Annotated in this window: 2 protein-coding genes; both read left to right on the plus strand. The window is 71.2% G+C overall.

Annotated features, from left to right (window positions below; translation table 11 throughout):
• Positions 1–4 precede the first annotated feature (4 nt).
• On the plus strand, positions 5–23545 hold the full coding sequence (locus LUX31_RS19270; RefSeq protein WP_235476022.1) for a lonely Cys domain-containing protein: 23541 nt from the start codon (positions 5–7) through the stop codon (positions 23543–23545).
• Positions 23542–24162 (plus strand): type VII secretion system-associated protein, encoded by a 621-nt coding sequence (locus LUX31_RS19275; protein WP_235476023.1) that lies wholly within the window; start codon positions 23542–23544, stop codon positions 24160–24162. The genes LUX31_RS19270 and LUX31_RS19275 overlap by 4 nt, the downstream gene beginning before the upstream one ends.
• Positions 24163–24206 lie beyond the last annotated feature (44 nt).

The following is a 24206-nucleotide window of genomic DNA, read 5'->3' on the forward strand; positions in this document are numbered from 1 at the left end:
TATTATGCCGAATGAATGGCAGAGGGCCCTGTTCTTCATTCTCACGGGCGAGCTGTTCCCCGAAACGGACGACGACGAAACCAACCAGAAGGGCGTCAACTTTCTGGCCACCAAGGCGCGCGTCGTCGCCCTGAAGGCGAAGATACGCCAGGCCATCGACTTCGCCGGCGAGGCACTGCCCGGGGAAATCGGGACGCAGTTCATCGAGGCGATGAACGAGATACTGCCGTATCTCGACCAGTTCACCATCGGCATGGACGACGTGGCCGGCGGGCTGCGGAAGACGGCCATGGACGTCCGCGAGGCCAAGTGGGGGCTCATCGCCGAGCTGATCAGGCTGGCGGTGGAGATCGCCGTCCTCACCGCGCTGTCGTACTTCACCGGCGGCACCTCGGCCAGCGCGATCGCCATGCACAAAATGGTCGCCAGGGCCCGGATGCTGGTGATCCTGCTCCAGCTCGCCACGCGTGTGCATGTCCTTCCGACCCTCACGGAGGCGGTCGAGGAGGCGTTCTTCACCCTGATCGTCCGGCTGTCCCTGATGAAGTGGGGCCCGGAAGGACAACGGCCCGACCATGTCGACTGGGGGGCCGTCGCGTTCAGCTCGTTCTTCGGTGCGGTGGCCGGTCTGTTCGGGTCGATCTTCAGCGACATCGCGAGGAAGATCACCAACGGTATCGACAACATTTTCAACAACACGCTGAAGGACCCGCCGAAAAAGTGGGACACCGATTTCGACAGCTCCTACATCAACGGCCCCAACAACCACTGGGGCGACAGGGATGGCATCCCGGACGGCAGTCACAATAACGATATCGACGGGAATTACGGCGGCCTCCCGAACGGATCGGGCGGCAACAAGAACGGCAGCGGCAACAGCAACGGCGAATTCGTCGATCCCGAAGAATGGAGAATCAGGGATCAGCCCGGGCAGTTCCTCGCCAACGGTGGATCCGAGTACTTGGCCGAGTTGGCCGTCCTGGGCAACTCAGGCTGGACGACCTTCGTGGGTTCCGGAATCAGCGAAGGCGTCGAGGGGGGCCTGGAGGCGGGCATCTCGAACGTGATGGGCTCGCTGGGCAGGTACTTCGGGCACGACTACCTGAACCCCAACAAATTCAGGTCCAACGCGTTCCAGAGCGACAGCGGCAGTTCCGTGGGCACGAACACCTGGGACGGGAGCGGGGGCGGAGGCGGGGGCGGCAACCGCTCCGGCGGCTCGGGAGACGGGACCAACCGCTCCGAGACGCCCGACAGTCCAGAGGGCGGCTCCTCGTCCACGCCCGACCTGTCGAGCCTGGAGACGAACTTCGACACCGGAAACGTCAACGGGACCTCAGAGGGCCTGAACAGCAACGGCAGCTCTGGCAGCAACGGAACCCTCGGCAGCGGAACCTCCAACGGCGTCGAGGGGAACGTCGGAAGCCTCGACGGGAACGTGGGAAGCCTCACCGGGAACGTCGCCGGCTTCAACGGGAGTTCGAGTGGCCTGAACAGCAACGCCAACTCCAGCGGCGTCAACCGGAACTCCGTGGGCCTGAACGGCAACACCGAAGGCCTGAACTCGAGTTCCGGGAACCTGAACGGCGACCTCGACGTGGACACCCCCCTCGGCGACGCCACGAGCGGCACCCCGGTCACCCCGGTCACCCCGGTCACCTCGTCCTCGGCGGTCTCGGACGTCACCGGCTCTTCCGGGCAGGCGCAGGGCTTCGACACCGCGACGGGCAACCTCGCTGACCGTCCGTCCACGGTCAGCAGCGACACGCCGCTCACCTCCGTTCCCACGTCCTCCAACGGGTCGTCCCAGGGCCTGTCCACAGACACCGGCACCAACAACGGCGGCCGAAACGCGTACGGCGAAAATGACGTCGACGGTAGCGAGAGCGGCTATGACAGCGGCTACGAGAGCGACACGGAGAGCCTGACGAGCTCGGACGGCGACGCCACGACGCCGACTCCGGCTTCGCCCAAGGGGCTGTCCGGAGATTTCAGCACCGCCAGCGGTGATCGCAACGCGTACGGCGACGCTGACGCTGACGACAGCGGCTTCGAGAGCGACACGGACAGTCAGACGAGCACGGACCTCGACACAGACACCGATGCCGACACCGACGTACAGACTCACCAGAACCAGAACCAGAACCAGAACCAGAACGAGAGCCAGGGCCAGGACCTGAACGCGCCCCCGGCCGTGTCCCCGACCCCGGTGACCACGTCCTCCTCCACCACCACCCCGTCGGACGCGACCGGTCATCGCGCACAGAACTCACCCGCGGCCACCCCCGACGGCAACGCCAAGGGCAAGTCCCGCGAACCGGAGTTCCACGGGGACGTCGACATCGTGGGCGGCGAACACGGCGGCACCGTCCCTGACGTCGACATCGACATCGGCGCCGTACGTGACGAACACGCGGACGCGGTACGGGAGTTCGCGGACGCCGTCGACACCGTCAAGGAGCTTCGGCACCGTATCGAGACGGGCGTGGGGAGCAGCCACGACATCGCCGGCCTTGAAGCGGCCACTGCCGACGCCGAGCATGCCCGGGGGCAAGTCGCCGAGATCGAGAACCACTTGCGGGACCTGGGCGTGGATCCGAACGCCCAGGCACCGGACATCCGGTCCCCCGTCGTTCCGATGGTCCCCCGTGACGACGGCCAGCGTCAGTGGATCGCCCAGCAGGTGTCGCCCGGGGATCTGCCCACCGGCATGCCGGATCTCGACGTCGACGGCACCGTCGGTCTCGACGATCTGAGCGCGGCCGGGGTGAGCACTCCCGAGCTGCGGGCGCAGGCCCAGCTCGGGAGCGGTCAGCGACTCCCCTTGCACGGCAGCGGGTTGTCCCAGGTCGACCAGGCCAAGCTGCTGATGGTGCGGCCCGGATCGTGGCCGCAGGAGCTTGACGTCGTCGCCGCGAACGCGACACGGCGGGTGTGGCAGGAGTCGTACGACGACTTCGCGACGTCCGTGCCGGAGGACGCGACCGGGAACCCGGCCAAGGACCCGTCCCGTGCGTGGGACTCGGCCGTCGGGCTGGTGCTGCCGCTGGAGCTGCACCCCGTGCTCGCCGACTCCCGGCATGCCGGTGAGGAGTTCCGGGGCGCCGTACGGCAGGTCGCGGACGTACTGGTGACGGGGGGCGGGCGGGACGCGGCGATCGTGCTGGCCGACCGTATCCGGATGGACCTCGGCCTGCGTCCCCGCCTCCGTGGCGGCGCGCGCGGCACCGTGCCCTTCGGCTCGGAGGAGGACACTCAGGGGACCGAGTGGGTGGAGCTGACGGACCTCTCCCCCACGCCCGTACCGACCCCCACACCGGTCGTCACGGCAACCGATGCAACACCTGAGCCCAGGCCCCGCACCGAGTCCGCCCCCACCCCCGAGCCGCAGCCCGAGGTCCGGACCGACTCCGAGCCGGTGCCCCCGCCGCCCATTCCGACGATCACGGTCACACCGCCGGACGCCGAGACACCGGCGATACCCGTACCCGTACCCGTACCCGAAGCCGAACCGGAGCCCGAAACCGACTCCCAGCCAGAGCCGGAGCCCAAAACCGACCCCGAACCGGAACCCGAGCTCCGATCCGAGCCCGTGACCGAGCAGGTTCCGCCACCCCTGCGGCCCCCGCCGCCCATTCCGACGATCACGGTCACGTCGACGGACACCGATACGCCGGTGATACCCGAAGCCGACCTGGAGCCCGACCCGGAACCCGAGCCCCGGTCCGAGCCCGCGACCGAGCAGGTTCCGCCACCCCCGCCCCTGCGGCCCCCGCCGCCCATTCCGACGGTCACGGCCACGTCGACGGACGCCGATACGCCGGTGATCCCCGAAGCCGAACCGGAGCCCGACCCGGAGACCGAACCCCGAACCGACCCCGACCCCGACCCCGACCCGGAACCCGAGCCCCGGTCCGAGCCCGTGACCGAGCAGGCTCCGCCGCCCCCGCCGCCCATTCCGACGATCACGGTGACGCCGCCGGATGATGAGCCGGCCGACCATACGCCTTGGTACATGGAGTACGACGCGATGGGGCAGGCCATCGTGGCGGACTCGGTCAAGGACATGGCGTTCACTAGGCGTACGGCCTATCTGTGGGCCGGGCGGATCAGCCAGAGGCTGGTGCTGCCCGATCCCGGTCCGGGGGGTTCGTCGGACGGGCTGCGGTCCGGGATCAGGGACGCGATCGCGGATCTGCTGGTGACGAAGAAGCCGTCGGCGTGGGACGACCTGCTCGCGGTCGGCCGCACGCTGGTGGTGGACGGGCGGTTGGTGTGGCTGCGGCCGATGGTGCGCGGCCTGGCCTTCGTCCCGCCCGTCGAGGGCGACGGCGTCAATGAGTACCCGGTGGGTTTCGGCTCGACCCAGACCGGTGGCGAGACCTCGCACGAGACGATCCAGGGCTTCGACTCCCTGCTGTTCACCGCCCTGGACCTGGGCACCCGCGCGGCCGCGACGATCGCCGGTGTGGCCGCTCCGCAGCTGCTGTGGGGTTCGGCGAAGACGAAGGCGATCGGCTGGTCGCGTACGGTCCTGTCCGGCCGTAAGCCGTTCATCAATGACTTCAACCTGTTCACCGCGGGTCTGGAGATGCGGGTCTTCGTGGGCGGCGAGGAGGTGACGCCGCCCGGTCGCAGGGTCACGGTGCCCGAGCGGTTGCAGGTCAAGCTGCCGGGGCCGTATTCGTCGGCGAACGGCGACCGGCCCGATCCGGAGGCGCCGGTGGCGGTACGGCCGACGGTGCCGGGACGGCGGAACGACCCTTCGCAGGCACGGGAGTTGCTGAACGTCGTCAACATGACGCCGGTCATCGCCGGGCTGCACCGGAACCTGCTGGCGGCCGGGCTGCCGGCGCCGTCGGTGCGGAAGGTCATGGCGGGACTGGAGATGGAGTCCAGCAAGGGTTTCCTGAGCGAGCAGACTGCCCGGAACCGGTACAACTGGTGGTCGAGCGGGGACACGTCCAACAGTGTCGAGGTGCACGGGCCGCTGATGGGCAAGAAGTTCCGCGGCCATGTGCGGTTGAAGGCCGAGATCGACAGTCTCGCGTATGTGGGTGACTCGGATGTCGGTACGCGGGACGACATCGGGTCGGGTACCAACCGGACGTCCGTGAGCAAGGGTTCGTCGACCGGTGGCCTCGGCGGCGGCTACAACACGGCCGGGGTCGGCAACCTGAGCGCCGAACCGGCGGAGGACCCCGTCTCCGGCCATGTCACGGACTCCGGGGGCCACGGCGACGTCGAGGACTCGAAGGGCCACGAGAAGGTCACGGCGACGGGTCTGGTCCCGGCGTTCGGCGCCGCGGTCAGCAGCCATCGCAGCGGGGGCTACTCCCTGGACACCGGGCATCTGAGCCACACCGTGCTGAACATCCGCGGCGTTCAGTCCCGCTACCACACCGGGCTGCGGCTGACCGCGACGGTGGAGTCCAGCACGCACACCGTCGCCCCGGTGGTGGTGACCACGGACTCCGAACTGAGCGTGCCCCAGCGGGAGGCGGCCGACTTCGTCCACCGGACGGTCGGCCGGCAGTGGACCGCCGACCTGCGTCCGACGAACGGCGACACGACCGGCCGACAGCACAAGGTGTACACCCCGCCCCGCCCCCGGCAGGTGCGGAAACTGCCGATCCCGCGGCCCCCGTTGCGGCTGGGCATGGGGACGACCCAGAGACAGCTCGTGCCGCCGCCCGACCCGCGTGAGCCGCTCGCCCTGGCCTCACGGCGCGGCCTCGGATTCAGCATGCCGATCGCGCTGCCGGGCACCGAAGCCCTCCAGAGCGACCTCCGCGACGCCATCGGGCAACTCCACGACAACGCGGTCGGCGCCAAGAAAGCGACCAAGAGCGACTGGGCCACCGCCGACCGGGACCTGGCCATGTTCTACAGCCGCCCCGCCCTGGAGTCCGACCCGCACCAGGCACTCCTCGGCGTCCACCGGCGGATAGAGGTGGGCGGACGTACCTACAAGGTCTCGGCGAAGATGAAGTGGGGCCACCGCGTCGACGGGCCCAACCCGCTGACCGGACCGGTGAATTCGGACACCAACCCGACCGGCGACACCTATGAGATGAAGGTCAACGCCCGTGTGGTGAACGGCGCGACAGTCACCGGCGACCGGGGCCGGGCCACCAAGGGACACATCGCGTTCGGCGGCGGGGCGCTCATCGCGATTCAAGAGCATGAGCTGAACCTGGGTTCACTGCACCTCAGGATTCCCTCGATGCGCATCCAACTGGGCGCATTTCGCGGGGTGTTCCGTGCCTCGTGGAGCAGGACGGCGAAGTTCAAGAGCCTGTCGAAGGGATACCGGCGCACCGAGACGGGCGGGAAGGTCGACGAGCACCGGTACTCGATGACGGTGCAGTGGACCGTCACCCCGGAGACCGGCAAACCGTCGCACATCGGCGGAAATCTACCCATCGTCGCCCGCGTCGCCAACCCCCAGGAGCACGCGCCCAAGGACCCGATGACCCTGGACCAGGCCCGGCAGGCCGGTAGCGTCCAGGTCACCACGGCCCGGCCGCGGATCGAGCGGTCGCTGGACTTCGACACCGGCACCCACGGCCTCTACCCGGCCTTCCACCTGCTGCCGGAACTGGCACAGCTCGCCGCCCGCATGTACGCCAACGGCAACGGTCTCCCGCAGAGCTGGCTGCGGGATCCGTCCGGGTGGCCCGAGGAGATCCGGGACCTGGCACACCCGGTGGTCCTCGGCTCCCGCTTCGGGGACATGTCCGGCCGCTTCGGGCACGAGACCGAACTGCCCAAGGACGGCCGCCACAAGCAGGCCTTCCGGATCAAACTCCACACCCACGCCCCGACCGACCTCGGAAGCCGCGACGACGTCGAGGTCGAGCACTACCTGCAAGGAGCCGCGACCCAGGCGAAGGACAAGGACCGGGAGTTGGGGCTGGGGGTCGACGGCGTCGTCGGACCGCAGTTCCGGTTCGGCGCCGACGCCTCGCACGGCGAACACCACGGCCCCGGCGGCCGACTGACCTTCATGGGCCACGGCGAGACGGGCATGACCCGCACCAGCGGCAACTCGGAGCTGGACGGACGCATCGACATCACCCGGGCGACCTACGGCGGACAGGTCCACACCCTGCGGACGACCCCGGTGTTCCAAGTCACCTACGTACGGTGGCGGGGCGACACGCTCGACGAGACGACCCGGTACCTCACAGCCCGCGAGGCGCTGGACCTGCTCGTCCCCGAGCGCCGGCTCGCCGACATCCAGCCCCCCGCCGACTCGACGCCGCATCCGGTTCCGGAGATCACGGTCACCCCACCGCAGGACGACGAGAACGAACAGGACAACCAGCAGGACACCGAGCAGGACACCGGGGAGAACACCGAGCAGGACACCGAGGAGGACGGCGGGCGGGATCAGCCCGACACCCGGGTTCCGCCGCATCGGACGTATCTCAGTCCCGACCTGATCACCGGCATCGGGCACGCGGAAGTCCTGCGCGCGGACGGTGTGCTGGACGAGATCACCGCCCGGCTGCGGCAGCAGAAGGTGCTCACGACGGAGAGCGGCCCGGAGGTCGCCGCACGCCCCAACCTGCTGATGCGGACGCTGCGTTCGTCGTTCTCCTCGGACGCGTTGCAGTCCGACACGCCCGCGCTGACCACGAACCAGGGCGTCAGCCGCTGGCTGCCGATCCCGGGGCCGTTCGGCAGCACCCGCTATCTGTGGGTGAAGGTGACCGCGACCCGGCTCGGTGCCGAGACCGCTCAGCGGTCGCGTGACGACATCAAGCTCACGCTGCGCGGCCAGGCGGAGCACGAGGAGGAGGAGAGCGAGACCTCGGGCCGGGAGAGCGGCGGCGGTATCGACGTCCGAGCCCGTGCGGGCACCGGTGGTTCGGTGCACGGCGGTGTGGAAGGCGGTGTCGACTACGTCAGTTCCCGGGCCCGGGTCGAGGCGGAGGCGAAGAAGAAGGTCAAGATCTTCCGGGCCAACCCGCGTGACGCGTCCGAGGAGTTCGAGCACGACATCACCTTCCGCGTCGAGACGGGCATCTCCACCGAACTCCCGGAAGCGCTGACCGTGCCCGCGCGGGCCCCCGGGAAGATCACCCGCCTCTACACCGGCGCCCCGGCCTCCGACCGGTCCGTCTTCCGCTGGTACGACGCCGGAGACGGCACCGAGGGCAACAGCCCGCTCGTAGAGGGCAGCACCATCAGGCTGCTGGTCCCCCGGCACCTGACGGTCGAGACCGACCAGCCCTCGGCCGACATCGACCTCGTCACACCGCGCGAGACAGACGTCACCTGGACACCGCCGCCCGAGGGCAGCCAAAGGCAACCGGTGACGTCCGCCCCCCGGCAGGCGCCGCCCCAGGCGTTGCTGGACGGGCTGCACCCCTGGTCGGTACCGGCGGCGGCGTCGATCGCGCGCTGGGCCGCCCTGACCGCCGTACGCCACCGCACCCCGCCGGACGTGACGGCGCCGCCGCACGTGTCCGGGCTCCACTCCACCACCCGGGCCGGGCTGCGCTACGACCACTCGACCGGCGCCAACATGCTGCGGCCTCGTATCGACGAACTGCTGAAGCACACGTACGAGGTTCAGGTCGGGAACGAGAAGGTCCTCGTCGGTCTGGACCTGGACAGTGCCGAGATGCTGGGCCCGGTGGACGGCACGGTGATCAAGCAGCGGACGTATGTCCAGGAGGACGAGGAGCCGAAGACCGAGTCCGAGCGGGCCAAGGGCTGGAACGTCTCGTTCGGGCCCGAGCTGGGCGGGGAGGTCGGCCACAACAGCGTGATCAACCGGACCCCGGTCACCGTCAAGAGCTGGGTGGACGGCGACAAGCGCTCGTCCGCGATGGGCGACACCGACGAACGCAACAAGGAAGGCCAACGGCCGTACCGCAACTACCGGTTCGACGTCTCAGTCGTCGTCACCGGTCCCTACGGCACGGTCCGGATGCAGGTCCCGGGCGGCCTCTACGGCATGCTCCCGATCGACCGGACCACCATCGGGCCCGACGACGGCCCCAGCCTGCTCGCCGGCGACCTGGAAACCCAAGTGGACCTCCTCAGGCCCACCACCACCCCGGCCATTCCGCCCGCGCCACCAGTGACCGTGCCCGTGCCCGTGCCGACGACATCGACGGACGAGGCGCCGCCCCTCGACATCGTCCCGGTGGTGGAACGTGACGAGGAGCAGCGTCGGTGGATCGCGGAGCAGGTGACGGAGCGCGATCTTCCGGACGATCTCTCCGGCCTCGGCATCTCCGACCCCGACGGCATATACGACGCCGACGATCCCGTCGACCAGGTCCGGACCGTGATGGCCGAGTCCGAGTCCGACACCTGGCCCAAGGCGCTCCACGCCGTCGCGGCCCGGGCGACCCGGCGGATCTGGGACCAGGCGTACGCGGACTTCGCGAGCGAGACGCCCGACGCCGACCCGGAAGCCACCCGGCAGGCCTGGGACATGGCCGTCCCTCTGGTCATGCCGCTGGAGTTGCACCCCGTGCTCGCCGACTCCCGTCATGCCGGGGGCGAGCTCCGGGGCGCTGTACGAGACGTCGCCGCTCTGCTGGTGGCGGGCGGGACGCGGAACGAGGCGCGGGCGCTCGCCGACCAGCGTCGGCAGGGCCTCGGCCTGCGCGGCAAGGGGCGCGGCGGCGGCGTACCGCGCACGATCACCGCCCCGGCGGGGTCGGCGGCGGAGTCGTCCCACGCACCGCCGCCGACGCCCGTCTCCGCCCCGCCGCCCGGCGAAGGTACGAGGACGCCGGACACCGCTCGGGATCCGTTCGGGCAGCGGCTGCCGATCGGCCGTGCGGTCACTCTCGACGGTCCGCGGAGCGGCGGCCTCACCGAGGTGCCCGCGGCGGAAGCGCCGCCATCCCCCTCCACGGGCAAGGGCAAGCAGCCGGAGCGGTGGTTCACCTACCGGCGCACGACTCCGTACGGCCAGGTGCCGGAGTACACGTACCAGGTCAGTACCGGGGGAGAGATCGACCTGCCCGCCGACGGCGACACCCCGACGGTGACGCTGCCGCCGGAGGGCTGGCTGCGGTTCGGCGACGACTTCGTCCAGATGCCGACGGCCGACGCGCCCGACGGCGCCTTCCTGCGCGGAGACAGCGGGTGGCTCGGCACCCTCGCCGACCCGGACGCGCTGCGGGACAGGATGAACGCGCCGGGGTCCGCGCCCGTGCCGTACACGCTCGTGGTGGACCCGGCGGGGACGCACATGTACCTGGTGCCGACCGGGGCGGACGAGACGGCCGGGGCTTCCGGGGATTCCGGGGATTCCGGGGCCGAGGGCGACAGCGCGGTCAGCATCCCGCTGGAGGGCACGGCACCGGACCGTACGCCCTGGTACCTGTCCCATGACGCGATGGGCCAGGCGATCGTGGCGGACTCGGTCAAGGACCTGAAGTTCACGAGGCCGTGGGCCGACCTGTGGGCGGAGCAGATCAGCCAGGGGCTGGTGCTGCCCGATCCGGGGCCGGGGCGTTCGTCGGACGGGCTGCGGGCCGGGATCCGGGACGCGATCGCGGATCTGCTGGTGACGAAGAAGGCGAGCGACTGGGACGACGTGCTCTCGGTCGGGCGCACGGTGGTGGTGGACGGGCGGCTGGTGTGGCTACGGCCGATGCTGCGCGATCTGACGTTCGTCCCGCCCGTCGAGGGCGACGGTGTCAAGGACTACCCGGTGGGTTTCGGTTCGACGCAGACCGGTGGCGAGACGTCGAAGGAGACCATCCAGGGCTTCTCGACGTTGCTGTTCACCGGCCTGAACCTGGGTGCGAAAGTGGCCGCGACGGTCGCCGGGGTGGCCGCGCCACAGGTGGACATCAGCTCCGCGAAGACGAAGGCGAGTGGCTGGGCGCGTACGGTCCTGTCCGGCCGTAAGCCGTTCATCAATGAGTTCAACGACTTCACCGCGGGTCTGGAGATGCGGGTCTTCGTGGGCGGCGAGGAGGTGACGCCGCCCGGCAGCAGGGTTACGGTGCCCGACCGGTTGCCGGTGCGGTTGCCGGGGCCGTACTCGTCGGCGGACGGGCATCGGCCCGATCCGGATGTGCCGGTGGCGGTACGGCCGACGGTGCCGGGACGGCGGAACGACCCTTCGCAGGCACGGGAGTTGCTGCACGCGGTCAACATGACGCCGGTGATCGCCGGGCTGCACCGGAACCTGCTGGCGGCCGGGCTGCCGGCGCCGTCGGTGCGCAAGGTGATGCGGGGGTGGGGGATGGACTCCGCTCCCGGCTTCCTGAGTGAGCTGACGGCCCGGAACCGCTACAACTGGTGGTCGAGCGGGGACACTTCGGACAGCACCGAGGTGCACGGGTCGCTGATGGGCAAGAAGTTCCGTGGCCATGTGCGGTTGAAGGCCGAGATCGACAGTCTTCAGTACCTCGGCGACAGCAGCATCGGTACGCGGGACGACATCGGGTCGGGTTACAACCGGACGGCGGTGAGCAAGGGTTCGTCGACCGGTGGCCTCGGCGGCGGCTACAACACGGCCGGCGTCGGCAACCTGAGCGCCGAACCGGCGGAGGACCCCGTCTCCGGCCATGTCACGGACTCCGGGGGCCACGGCGACGTCGAGGACTCGAAGGGCCACGAGAAGGTCACGGCGACAGGTCTGGTCCCGGCGTTCGGCGCCGCGGTCAGCAGTCATCGCAGCGGCGGCTACTCCCTGGACACCGGGCATCTGAGCCACACCGTGCTGAACATCCGCGGTGACCAGTCCCGCTACCACACCGGGCTGCGGCTGACGGCGACCGTGGAGTCCAGCACCCACACCGTCGCCCCGGTGGACGTGACCACGGACTCCGAACTGAGCGTGCCCCAGCGGGAGGCGGCCGACTTCGTCCACCGGACGGTCGGCCGGCAGTGGACCGCCGACCTGCGTCCGACGAACGGCGACACGACCGGCCCACGGCACAAGGTGTACACCCCGCCCCGGGCCCGGCGGCTGAGGAGCCTGCCGAGCCGGCTGCGCCCGTTCCGGCTCGGCATGGGGACGACCCCGCGCGACCAGCTGTTCCCGCCCGACCCGCGCGAGCCACTCGCCCTGGCCTCGCGACGCGGCCTCGGATTCAGCATGCCGATCGCGCTGCCGGGCACCGAAGCCCTCCAGAGCGACCTCCGCGACGCCATCGGGCAACTCCACGACAACGCGGTCGGCGCCAAGAAGGCGACCAAGAGCGACTGGGCCACCGCCGACCGGGACCTGGCCATGTTCTACAGCCGCCCCGCCCTGGAGTCCGACCCGCACCAGGCCCTCCTCGGCGTCCACCGGCGGATAGAGGTGGGCGGACGTACCTACAAGGTCTCGGCGAAGGTGAAGTGGGGCCACCGCGTCGACGGGCCCAACCCGCTGACCGGACCGGTGAATTCGGACACCAACCCGACCGGCGACACGTACGAGATGAAGGTCAACGCCCGTGTGGTGAACGGCGCGACGGTCACCGGCGACCGGGGCCGGGCCACCAAGGGACACATCGCGTTCGGCGGCGGGGCGCTCATCGCGATTCAAGAGCATGAGCTGAACCTCGGTTCACTGCACCTCAAGATTCCCTCGATGCGCATCCAACTGGGCGCGTTGCGCGGCGTGTTCCGTGCCTCGTGGAGCAGGACGGCGAAGTTCAAGAGCCTGTCGAAGGGATACCGGCGCACCGAGACGGGCGGGAAGGTCGACGAGCACCGGTACTCGATGACAGTGTGGTGGACCGTCACCCCGGAGACCGGCAAGCCGTCGTACCTCGCCGGGAAACTGCCCGTCGTCGCCCGCGTCGCCAACCCTCAGGAGCACGCGCCCAAGGTCCCGATGAACCTGGACCAGGCCCGGCAGGCGGGCAACGTCCAGGTCACCATGGCCGAGCCGCGGATCGAGCGGTCGCTGGACTTCGACACCGGCACCCACGGCCTCTACCCGGCCTTCCACCTGCTGCCGGAACTGGCACAGCTCGCCGCCCGCATGTACGCCCAGGGGAACGGTCTCCCGGAGAGCTGGCTGCACGAACCCGAGAACTGGCCGGAGGAGATCCGGGACCTGGCACACCCGGTGGTCCTCAGCTCCCGCTTCGACGACCTGACCAGCCGCTTCGGGCACGAGACCGAACTGCCCAAGGACGGCCGCCACAAGCAGGCCTTCCGGATCAAACTCCACACCCACGCCCCGACCGACCTCGGAAGCCGCGACGACGTCGAGGTCGAGCACTACCTGCAAGGAGCCGCGACCCAGGCGAAGGACAAGGACCGGGAGTTGGGGCTGGGGGTCGACGGCGTCGTCGGACCGCAGTTCCGGTTCGGCGCCGACGCCTCGCACGGCGAACACCACGGCCCCGGCGGCCGACTGACGTTCATGGGCCACGGCGAGACGGGCATGACCCGCACCAGCGGCAACTCGGAGCTGGACGGGCGCATCGACATCACCCGGGCGACCTACGGCGGTCAGGTCCACACCCTGCGGACGACACCGGTGTTCCAGGTCACCTACGTACGGTGGCGGGGCGACGAGCTGACCGAGATGACCCGCTACCTCACCGCCGACGAGGCGCTGGACCTGCTCGTCCCCGAGCGTCGGCTCGCCGACATCCAGCCTCCGGGCAATCCGACGCCGCGTCCGGTTCCGGAGATCACGGTCACCGAGGCGCCGGAGGTGGTGGACCTGGAGGAGCCGCCCGTCCCGGACCCACAGCCGATCCCGTCGATCACGATCACGCCTCCCCCGGACGACGAGAACGAGAACGAAAACCAGCGGAACACCCCGCCGGATCAGCCCGACACCCGGGTTCCGTCCCATCGGACGTATCTCAGTCCCGACCTGATCGCCGGCATCGGGCACGCGGAAGTCCTGCGCGCGGACGGCGTGCTGGACGAGATCACCGCCCGGCTGCGGCAGCAGAAGGTGCTCACGACGGAGAGCGGCCCGGAGGTCGCCGCACGCCCCAACCTGCTGATGCGGACGCTGCGTTCATCGTTCTCCTCGGGCGCCTTGCATGCGGACACGCCCGCGCTGACCACGAACCAGGGGGTGAGTCGCTGGCTGCCGATCCCGGGGCCGTTCGGCAGCACCCGCTATCTGTGGGTGAAGGTCACCGCGACCCGGCTCGGTGCCGAGACCGCTCAGCGGTCCCGCGACGAGATCAAGCTCACGCTGCGCGGCGAGTCGGAGCACGAGACCGGGGAGAGCGAGACCTCGGGGCGGGAGAGCGGCGGCGGTATCGACGTCCGGGCCCGTGCGGGCACCGGCGGTTCGGTGCACGGCGGCGTGGAAGGCGGTGTCGACTACGTCAGTTCCCGGAGCAGGACCGACGAGGAGGCGAAGAAGACGGTCTCGATCTACCGGGCCAACCCGCGTGACGCGTCCGAGGAGTTCGAGCACGACATCACCTTCCGGGTCGAGACGGGCATCTCCACCGAACTCCCCGAGGTGTTGACCGTGCCCGCGCGGGCCCCCGGGAAGATCACCCGCCTCTACACCGGCGCCCCGGCCTCCGACCGGTCCGTCTTCCGCTGGTACGACGCCGGAGACGGCACCGAGGGCAACAGCCCGCTCGTAGAGGGCAGCACCATCAGGCTGCTGGTCCCCCGGCACCTGACGGTCGAGACCGACCAGCCCTCGGCCGACATCGACCTCGTCACACCGCGCGAGACAGACGTCACCTGGACACCGCCGCCCGAGGGCAGCCGAAGGCAACCGGTGACTCCCGTCCCCCGGCAGGCACTACCCCAGGCGCTGGTGGAGGGGCTGCACCCGTGGTCGGTACCGGCCGCCGCGTCGATCGCGCGCTGGGCCGCCCTCACCGCCGTACGCCACCGCACCCCGCCGAACGTGACGGCGCCACCGCATGTGTCCGGACTCCACTCCACCACCCGGGCCGGGCTGCGCTACGACCACTCAACCGGCGCCAACATGCTGCGGCCGAACATCGAGGATCTGCTGAAGCACGAGTACAAGGTGCAGGTCGGCAACGAGGAGGTCCTCGTCGGTCTGGACCTGGACCGCGCCGAGATCCTGGGCCCGCCGGTCGGCACGGTGATCAAGCAGCGGAGGTATGCCCAGGAGGACGAGGAGCCCAAGCACGAGTCCGAGCGGGCCAAGGGCTGGAACGTCTCGTTCGGGCCCGAGCTGGGCGGGGAGGTCGGCCATGACACCCTGATCAACCGGACGCCGGTCACCGTCAAGAGCTGGGTGGACGGCGACAAGCGCTCGTCCGCGATGGGCGACACCGACGAACGCAACAAGGAAGGCCAACGGCCGTACCGTAACTACCGGTTCGACGTCTCAGTCGTCGTCACCGGTCCCTACGGCACGGTCCGGATGCAGGTCCCGGGCGGCCTCTACGGCATGCTGCCGGTCGACCCGGGCACCGGGCGGCTCGCCGACGGCCTGGAAGGCAAGATCCTGGTGCGCAGCCTCCTCGCGCCGCCCTCCCTGGTACCGCCCACGGCAGAGCCCGGCTCCGGCCCCCGGTTCCCGGTGGTGACGACAGCCCCGGTGGTCCCGGTCGTCCCGGTGGTGACGACGGAGGAGTCGCCGGTCGTCGACATCATCCCGGCCCGTGAGACCCGTGAGACCCGTGAGACCCGGGGGATCTGGGACCAGGCGTACGCGGACTTCGCGAGCGGGACGCCCGACACCGACCCGGAAGCCACCCGACGGGCCTGGGACGACGCGGTCGGCATGGTCATGCCGTCGACGTCGCAGTCGCACCCCGTGCTCGCCGACTCCCGGTATGCCGGGGAAGGTTTCCGCGATGCCGTACGGGAGGTCGCCGATCTGCTCGTGGCGGACGGGAAGCGGGATTACACGCAGGCGCTCGCCGACCAGCTTCGACAGGACCTCGGCCTGCCGCCCCGAGAGCCCGGCGACGCGTTCGGGACGACGACGGACACCACCCCGGACCCGTTCGCGCGGCAGTGGCCGATCGGCCACCGGCTGACCGTCGGGGGTCCGCGTCGCGGCGGCCGGACCGAGGTGCCCGCACGGGAGGCGCCCGCGTCCCCGTCCAGAGGCAAGGGCAAGCAGCCGGAGCGGTGGTTCACCTACCGGCGCCCGGGAGTCGACGGCCGGTACGAGGTCAACAGCGGCGGAGAGATCGAGCTGCCCTCCGGCGACGGCACTCCGCCCCGGACCCTGTCACCGGACGGCTGGCTGCGGTACGGCGACGACTTCGTCCACGCGCCGACGCCCGACGCGCCCGACGGCGCCTTCCTGCGCGGGGACAGCGGCTGGCTCGGCACCCTCGCCGACCCGGACGGGCAGTGGTACCGGATGGCCTCGCTGGACCCCGCACCCGTGCCGCACACACTCGTCGTGGACCCGGCGGGGACGCACATGTACCTGGTGCCGGACGAGACGGCCGGGGCGGACAGCGACCCCGCCGTCCGTATCCCGCTGCCGGACACGACGGGCGACGTACGGATCGTGCCGTCGCCGGAAGCGGACCCGCCCGCCCCGCCGCCCGCGCCTCGCGTCCCCACGGCCTCCGCTTCCCTTTCGGGGACGGAGTCGAGCGACACCGCCGTAGAGGAGGACATACCGTTGCCCGCGCCGCCGGCTCCGGGCCAGGGGGCGCGGGTGCCTCAGATACTGCGTGACGTGTTCGGGTCAGCGGTGGCGAACATCCCGGCCAACCACCCGGAGCGGTACGACGTGATGCTGCGCGGGCTGGCGGCGCTGGCGTACGCGCGGGGGAACCGTCCGATCGACAGCCCCCGGGAGATGAAGCGGATCACGCGGCGGATTCTGCACCTGCGTGGTTCGGTGGAGATGACGCGTGCGCTGTATTTCGACGCGCTGTCGGTGGCGGCGGAGGCGTACCAGGCCGGGCGTGCGCACAGTCTGCACGCGGTGGCGGCGTACCAGTTGCACCGGGCGGGGGCGCTGGGGGACGCGAGTGCGATGACCGGCTGGCACGGCTCGTTCCTGGGACGGAACTGGACCGGGCAGGCTCTGGACCTGCTGGTGGACCTCGTGGGGCGGGAGGAGCGGCGCGGTCTGGAGTGGTCGCCGCCGCCCTGGCAGGGCTCGCCGTACGTGGTGGTGGCGGAGCCCGGTGACCCGGGCATGGTCGTGGTGCGCGACGGGGACGGCAACCCGGTCGAGGTGCCGTACGAGGAGCTGGCGGAGCTGGTGGCGTACGACCCCCTGCGGCCGCCGGGTGCTCCGGTGGTGCTGCTGGTGCAGGACGCGGGCGCGGGCATGAGGACGTTGCCCAGTCTGGTGGCCGACCGCATCGGGGGGCGGGTCTGGTCCATGTACGGCAGTCTCCGGTTGCAGCCTTCGGCCGACCCGCCCTGGCGGCGCGTGGCCTTCGCGGAGTCGGATCCCCCGGGGGCGTACCCGGTGGGGGCGTGGGTTCCGAGTCGGCCGGGGCAGGTTCCGGGTGGTTCGCGGGGTGTGGTGAAGGCGTCGGACGGTTCGAGGTTCTCGGATGACGACGTGGAGATGTTCGCGTTGACCACGCCCGACAGGCAGCGGCTGACCGGGCTGGTGCTGATGGACGCCCCGGAAATGGCTCTCCGAGAGGACGATCTGCAGAATGTGTCGCAGATCCGGCACTACGTCGACCAGAGCGAGTACCTGCCGGGGATCTCCACCGCCAGAACGGGTCCCCTCCTGCCGCTGCCGAGGAGCCTGACCGACGCGATCGTCATCCTGGCGCACGGCAGAGAGGGGAGCGCGAGCCTGCCCCGGCGGAGCACGGGGCAGAACCACACGGTGCCGGACGACGAGATGGCAGCGTTCCTGGAGCGCCAGATCGCCCTGTTGTCCGCTCCGGCGGACTGGCCGGTGTGGGCGGTGTCATGTCAGCTGGGGAGGCTGCCGGCGAATACCGATCCGCTGGAGCGGGTGCCGGGCGCGTCGGTCGTGGCGACCTGGAACGCGCGGACGGTGTTCACCTCGGACGCGAACCAGAATGTGACCGGGGACACGAATCCGCCGTATCTGACCAAGATAGATGATCCGGACAACCCGGTGTTCCACTATCTGGCGTTCCCCCCGGAGCCGGGCCCGGACGCCTTGTCGGCGTGGGCGGACGACGCGGGGCTGCCACCGAACCTGGAGGACCGGACGACGCGGGTCCTGCGGTGGATACGGGCGATGCGGCAGCTCCACGGCGTCGACATCGACACCAATCCCGCGCTGGACCCGGAGTTCCGGGTGCTGCTCCTGGGCTTCGGGGCGCTGGAGCGGCAGGCGGTGGAGCGCAATATGGGACCGTTGACGTGGGCGGAGCTGGCACGGGTCGCGGCGGCCTTCGCCGCGCCGGCGGGCTGGGCCACGGAGCTGAGCCCGGCTCTGCTGGGCCAGTTGCTGGCGGCGTACCGGGCCATGGAGCAGCCGGTGTACTCGGCTCCGCCGGCTCCGGGTTCGGGGGCTGCGGCCTCGGTGGCTGCGATGTCCGAGGCTCCGGTGTCCGAGGCTGCGGTGTCCGAAGGGCTGCCTCAGCCTGGTCCGGTGGGCGGCCGGATGCTGCCGCGCGCGGTGGTGACCGGTGAAGTGGCCGGTCCGGTGCAAGAGTTCGAGTCGCGGCTGGTGGGGATGGGGCGGGAGGACCGGTTCCGGGCGGTGTCGCTGCTGTCGCCCGAGCAGCGGCGGGACCTGGTGTCGGATCCGGTGTCGGTGGAGGGGCTGCGGCGGGGCCTGTCCGCGGAGGAGTTCGCCGAGACGGCGGCTCAGTTGATGGTCGTCGTACAGGACGGTCCCGGTGCGCCGATGCCGGATCAGCCGGTGTCGGCGAGGGAGGCGGCGCGGGCGCGGATCGCGCGGATGCTCGTCGATCCGGGGGTGGCCGCCTCGCTGCTGAAGAGCGGTATGCGGGTCGTGGTGGTGCCCAAGGACGTGGCGATGACCGCGCTGAGCGCGTTCCGGCATCTCACGGGGAAGCCGATCGCCAAGGGGTACGCGCGTACCTGGGACACCCAGCGGGGCAGCAGCGGCAGGCGGGCCATCACGGTGCCGGAGGAGAACCTCCTCGGTGAGGACACGAGTGTGCCGGACGCGCACGCTTACGAGGACGGCTACTCCACGACCGATCACGAGGTCGCGCACGCGATCCACCTGTACGTGCTCGACGATGCCGACCGGAAGGTCATCAGGGATTCCTACCTGGCCAAGCTGAACCCGCCGCCGGGCGTCGATCCGCTCGACGTGGAGTGGCCGGACGGCATACGGCGGAACCTGGCCGGCAAGGCGACCAACAACTACTCCTCGATGAACGAGTACGAGTACTTCGCGCAGGCGGTGAACGCGTACCTGGGGTCGAACGCCGGGACGGACGAGTACACCGGCCGGCCTCGGAACAACGAGGCGGCCTGGGTACGGACGCACGAGCCGGCCCTGCTGCCGATCCTGGAGCGGCTGTTCGGCACGGATCCGCAGGAGGCGGGTCCGGCGAACCCGGTGGAGCAGACCCAGGCGGAGCACGAACTCTGGGCGGGCTTCCGCGCGTTCTGGGACGAGGTCGAGGGGAGGTACCGGCCACAGCCGCACACCCTGGCCCCGGTGGGCCCGATCGCACCGGTGGGCCCGATCGCACCGGTGGGCCCGGTCGCCCCGGTGGAGTCCAGTGCCCTGTCCGGCGAGGAGGACGGCGAGGAGTCCGGCGAGGAGGACGTGCCCCTGCCCGCGCCGCCCCCACCGGCCCCGACCCCGACCACGCCCCCCGCCCCGGCCCCCGCCGACAGGCTCTCCGTGACCGCCGCCGTACCGGTGCCGGCGCCGGCCCGTCCCTACATCGACTTCCTCAACGCGCGCAAGGAACTCGACCGGGACCAGCTCCCGAAGATCGACGCTCTGGCGAAGGCGCTCGTGGCCGACGGGCTGCGCGACCTCGCCGCCGGGCTCGGCGTCCCCCCGGTCACCGTCACCGGCTACGGCAACGGTCCCCGGTTCGCCATCGGTTCCGGCACGGTCCAGCAGGCGCGGGAGACCGGTCTGGACCGGGCGAAGGCCGTGGTGCACGCGTTGCGCACCGCGATAGCCCGGGAACTGGCCGCGTCGGGACCGGCGTTGGCCGCGGCGCGGGCGCGCCGGGGCAGGGAGATCGACGTGGACGACTTCCCGATCTTCACGCTCAGCGGGGGCCGCGGCGTCCCGACGGGCGGCCCGACGGCCGGGCGGCCCGAGCGACGCCGGGCGGTGATCGATATCGAGCGGTCGCGGCTGTCAGGCGCGGTCGACACGCTGGAGCGGCTGTTCCCGAAGCTGGCGCTCGTCGATCCCCAGCCGGACTCCCAGAGCCTCGAAGAGATCGCGGACCTGGTGCCACTCCACCCCCACTTCGACCCGACCGCCGTCTCCCCCGGCACCGGCACCGGCACCGACAGCGACACCGACAGCGGCGGCGACACCGACGCCGGCACCTACGTCCTACCGGACGAGCTGCGCGCCCTGTACGACCTCGTGATCGCCGCGACTGCCGCCGGGCAGGCCACCAGCGTGGCGGCCCTGACGGCCTTCCACCTGAGCCGGCAGGGCCTGTTCGGGGACGACACCCTGTTCACCGCGCCGGACGGCACTCCCCAGGGCGGCCGTAACTGGACGGGCAGTACGACGCGCGGCGGCGTCGACCTCTCCTCGTACGACGTGGTGTACGCGGCGAACCGCGCCGCCCCGCACCAGCCGGTCCGCGCGCCCTGGACGGAGCCCGCCGGCTCCCCCGACCCGTTCACGTTCGCCACCGCGGACGGCGACCACAAGAGGGTCGAACTGGCGCTGCCCGACGGCAGACGGTGGTGGGTTCCCCGGAGGGTGTTCGCCGAACTCGCCGGCATGGATCCCGCCCTGGCGAAAGCCGACCCCCGGGTGTCCGTCGTCCTGCCTTCGCCGAAGGCCGCCGACATGGGGCGGGAACTGCCCGCCATGGTCGCCTCGCGTACCGGACGGCCGGTGTGGGCACACACCGGCACCGTCGTCCTGGGCGCGGGTCCGGACCCCTCCCGCCGACGCGTCAAGGTGTTCGACAACCGTGACGCCAGGATGCCGCTGGGCAGCTGGATCGTGAGCGAGCCGGACGACTTCGACTGGAGCGACAGCGACTCGTCCGACGGTCCCGAGGACCTGGTGACGGCGCTCGACGGAACCCGGTTCTCCCTCCGCGACATCACGAGCGTCACCATGGCTCTCGACAGCCGGTCCGTCGGCGTGATGCTGATGGACCGCGTCGACCAGTGGCTGCGCGAGACGTCCGTCGCGGACGTGGTGACGTCCACCGAGTGGCATCCCACCGACGCCGTCACCCAGATGCGGATCGGCGCGCCCATCAGCGTGCCGTGGCGGGGGCGCAAGGTCTACATCGTGTGGATGCACACAGCGCCCGGCGTACCGCGCGTCCACGTTCCCGGCATCGCCCCCGGAAGCGTGCGGAGCGAGGACATCGCCTTGCACGTCCGCAGGCGGCCCAGTCTGAAGCGGCTCGACGCCCGTGTGCCGGTCGTGCTCATCAGCTGCTGGGGTTCCGCGCGGGCCAGCAGGGAGCCGTTCGCCTACGACAGCCCCACGCCCTTCGTCGCCGATCCGCTCGGGACGCCGTCCGTCGCCCAGAACTTCGTCAAGGTACTCCGGCGCGTCGTCTTCACCCCCAGCCGGACGCACTACTTCCAGAACCTCGGCGGCGGCGCCGCGCAGGGCATCTACACGTCCGCCCACGGGGACCAGGCCGACTGGGACGAGGTACGGCCGGAACCCGAGGACGCCGAACTGGACGCCCTCGCCGAGACCACCGGCCTCGGCGGCCTCGCGCTCGACGTGGAGGAGAGACGGGACACCACCCTGCGGCTGGTGCGCGCCCTGCGCATCGTCTACGGCGTCACCGTGGAGGACGACCGGAACGCCTACCGCGCGCTGCTGCGCGACCTCGCCGCCCTGGAGATCCTGCGACGGCAGGACCCGGCCCACACGGGCACCGAGGCGTTCACCCTGGACCTGCTGGAGCGGGTCACCTGGGCGCACACCGGACAGCACCCCCGACCCGGCACCCCCCTGCCCCCGTCCCTGGACCCGGCCGACGTGCGCGCCGCGCTCGGGGCGGCGCGTGCCGCCCTGGACGCCGACGGCCGGGCCACGCTGTCCGGGTTCGTCCCCCTGCCCGCCGTGGACCGGGCGCGGGAGCTGCTGGCCACGGGTGACCTGGACGCACGGGCCAGGGAGGTGCTGGGCATCCCGCCCGGCTGGAATGCCACCCCGGCTGACCGCCAGTGGCTGCTGTGGGCCACCGTCAGGGCCGTCGAGGCGGTGGAGAACCATCCCGACGCGGACGCACTCACGATGCGGGCGCTGCACCTGCCGGCGGGGACGGACCCCCGCGCGCCCGCGCACCAGGAGGCGTTGCTGTGGACGGCGGCCGCGGCGGCGGGGGTCGGCCGTGACGTCCACAACCCGGTCGCGCTCGCCGCCCACGACCTGGAACGGCACGGCGCGCTGAACCCCGCCAACCGCGTCTTCGCGGCGAACGGCCTCCCGATCGGGCGGAACTGGTCGCCGGGCACCCGCTCCGGCCTGCTCGACACCGGGCAGTACACCGTCGTCGACCCGCGGGGCGGGAGCGCCCAGCCGCCCTACGCGACTCCGTGGGCCGCCGGGCCCGATCTCGGCCAGCCGAACGTCCTGGTCCTCGTCCCGGGTACCGAGCCGGGCACGGTCGCCTGGCCGTGGCCCGACGGAACCACCCGGTCCGTGCCCTACGAGGAGATCGCCGAAGTGCTCCGACACGACCCGATCCTGCTGGCGATACCCCCCGACCAGGCGCGGATCGTCCCGGTGGGTCTCGGAGCGGCCACGCGAGCGTTCGGCAACGTCCTCGCGAGCCGTGACGCCGTCAACCGCGTGGTGATCTCGACCCGGCACCCGCTCGCCCTCCAGGTGGACGCGGCGACACACACGGCCAGCCTCGTGATGACCACCACGTCGTCCAACAGGAACGGGGACTGGAGTACGTCCCGCCCCAAGCGACTCGCGCAGCCGGCCGCCGTGCCCGCCGTGCCCGCCGTACCCGTGGGGACGTCCGCCGCCGTCTTGGACGACATCGAGCTGCCCCTGCGTCACCTCACTGATGACGGCGACTGGTTGCCGGGCGCCCTGGCGGACGGGCTGGCCACCCTGGCGCCCGGCCGCGCCCACGAAACCGGCCTGGGCGCCCTGCTCACCGGGCCGGACCCCGCCGGCGCGCTGCACCACTGGGTCGAGGCCCGGCTGGCCGCACCCGACGCGGCGGCGCGTGTCCCGCACCTCGACGCCGACGGCTGGGCCGGTGACCGCAGGCCGACCGTCCCTGAACTGGACGCCCTGGGCGTGCCGTTGAGGGGCGAGCAACGCGGGTACGGCGAGCTCGCGGGAGGGCTGTCTCCCGGGGAGCTCACGCTCTCCCTCGCCCAGCGGTACCGGCTGCTGCGACAGTGGGGCGACCGCGGCGCCACCGTCACGGAGATCGCCGCCACCCTGGCCGCGGCCGATCTCGGCATCCGCATCACGATCACCGAACCGGACGGCGGGGTACGGCACTTCGATGCCGCGCCAGTCGACGAACCGTTGGAGTCGCGACAGTGAGTTCCGCGTTGGAGGCATGGGAGGCACCCGAGGTGCCTGGGCCGCCCGATGTGCCCGAGGCATCCGAGGTGCCCGAGCCGCCTGAGCCTCCCGAGGAGATCGTGGAGGCCGCCCGGCTCGCCCCGGACCACTGGATCAGCGCGATCGATCCGGGCTGGCACGGTGAGGGCGTGCCGCCGGACTTCGCCGTGGTCGGCCGGTGGCGTTCCGGAGCCGGCGGGGAGATCGAGGGGTGGGAGGACAACGACGCCTACCGCCCCTCCCCCGAGACCCTCGGCTGGCCGGAACCCACGGACGCCGTCGACGCCGCCCTCCAACTGGCCGTCACCGGCTACGGACCGCCCGAGGACGTGGCCGACGCGCTGGCCGACGCGGAGGTCGCGGTGCTCACACTGCCCGACGGATCGCCGGTGACCGCCACGGCGACCGAAGGCACGCCGGTGGTCCCCGTCTTCACCTCCGACCTCCACCTCGGCCTCGTCGGCGGCTTCGCCTTCGCGCGCCGGACCGTGGCCGACGTACTGGCCCAACTGCCGCCCGGGCACCGGCTGTACGTCAATCCGCCCAGCCCCGCGGGCGCGGTCCTGGAACTCGGAACGCCGGGGGAGCCCGGATGAGCCCGCGTCGCCCGACGTTTACCGATTCGAGTTTCGAAAGCAAC

The sequence above is a fragment of the Streptomyces sp. GQFP genome (genome assembly GCF_021545335.1).
In the GTDB taxonomy this organism is placed as follows: Bacteria; Actinomycetota; Actinomycetes; order Streptomycetales; family Streptomycetaceae; genus Streptomyces.

What these genes read in the sequence shown, in the direction of transcription:
- LUX31_RS19270 (WP_235476022.1), top strand. Translation starts at nt 5, where the DNA reads ATGCCGAATGAATGGCAGAGGGCCCTGTTCTTCATTCTCACGGGCGAG.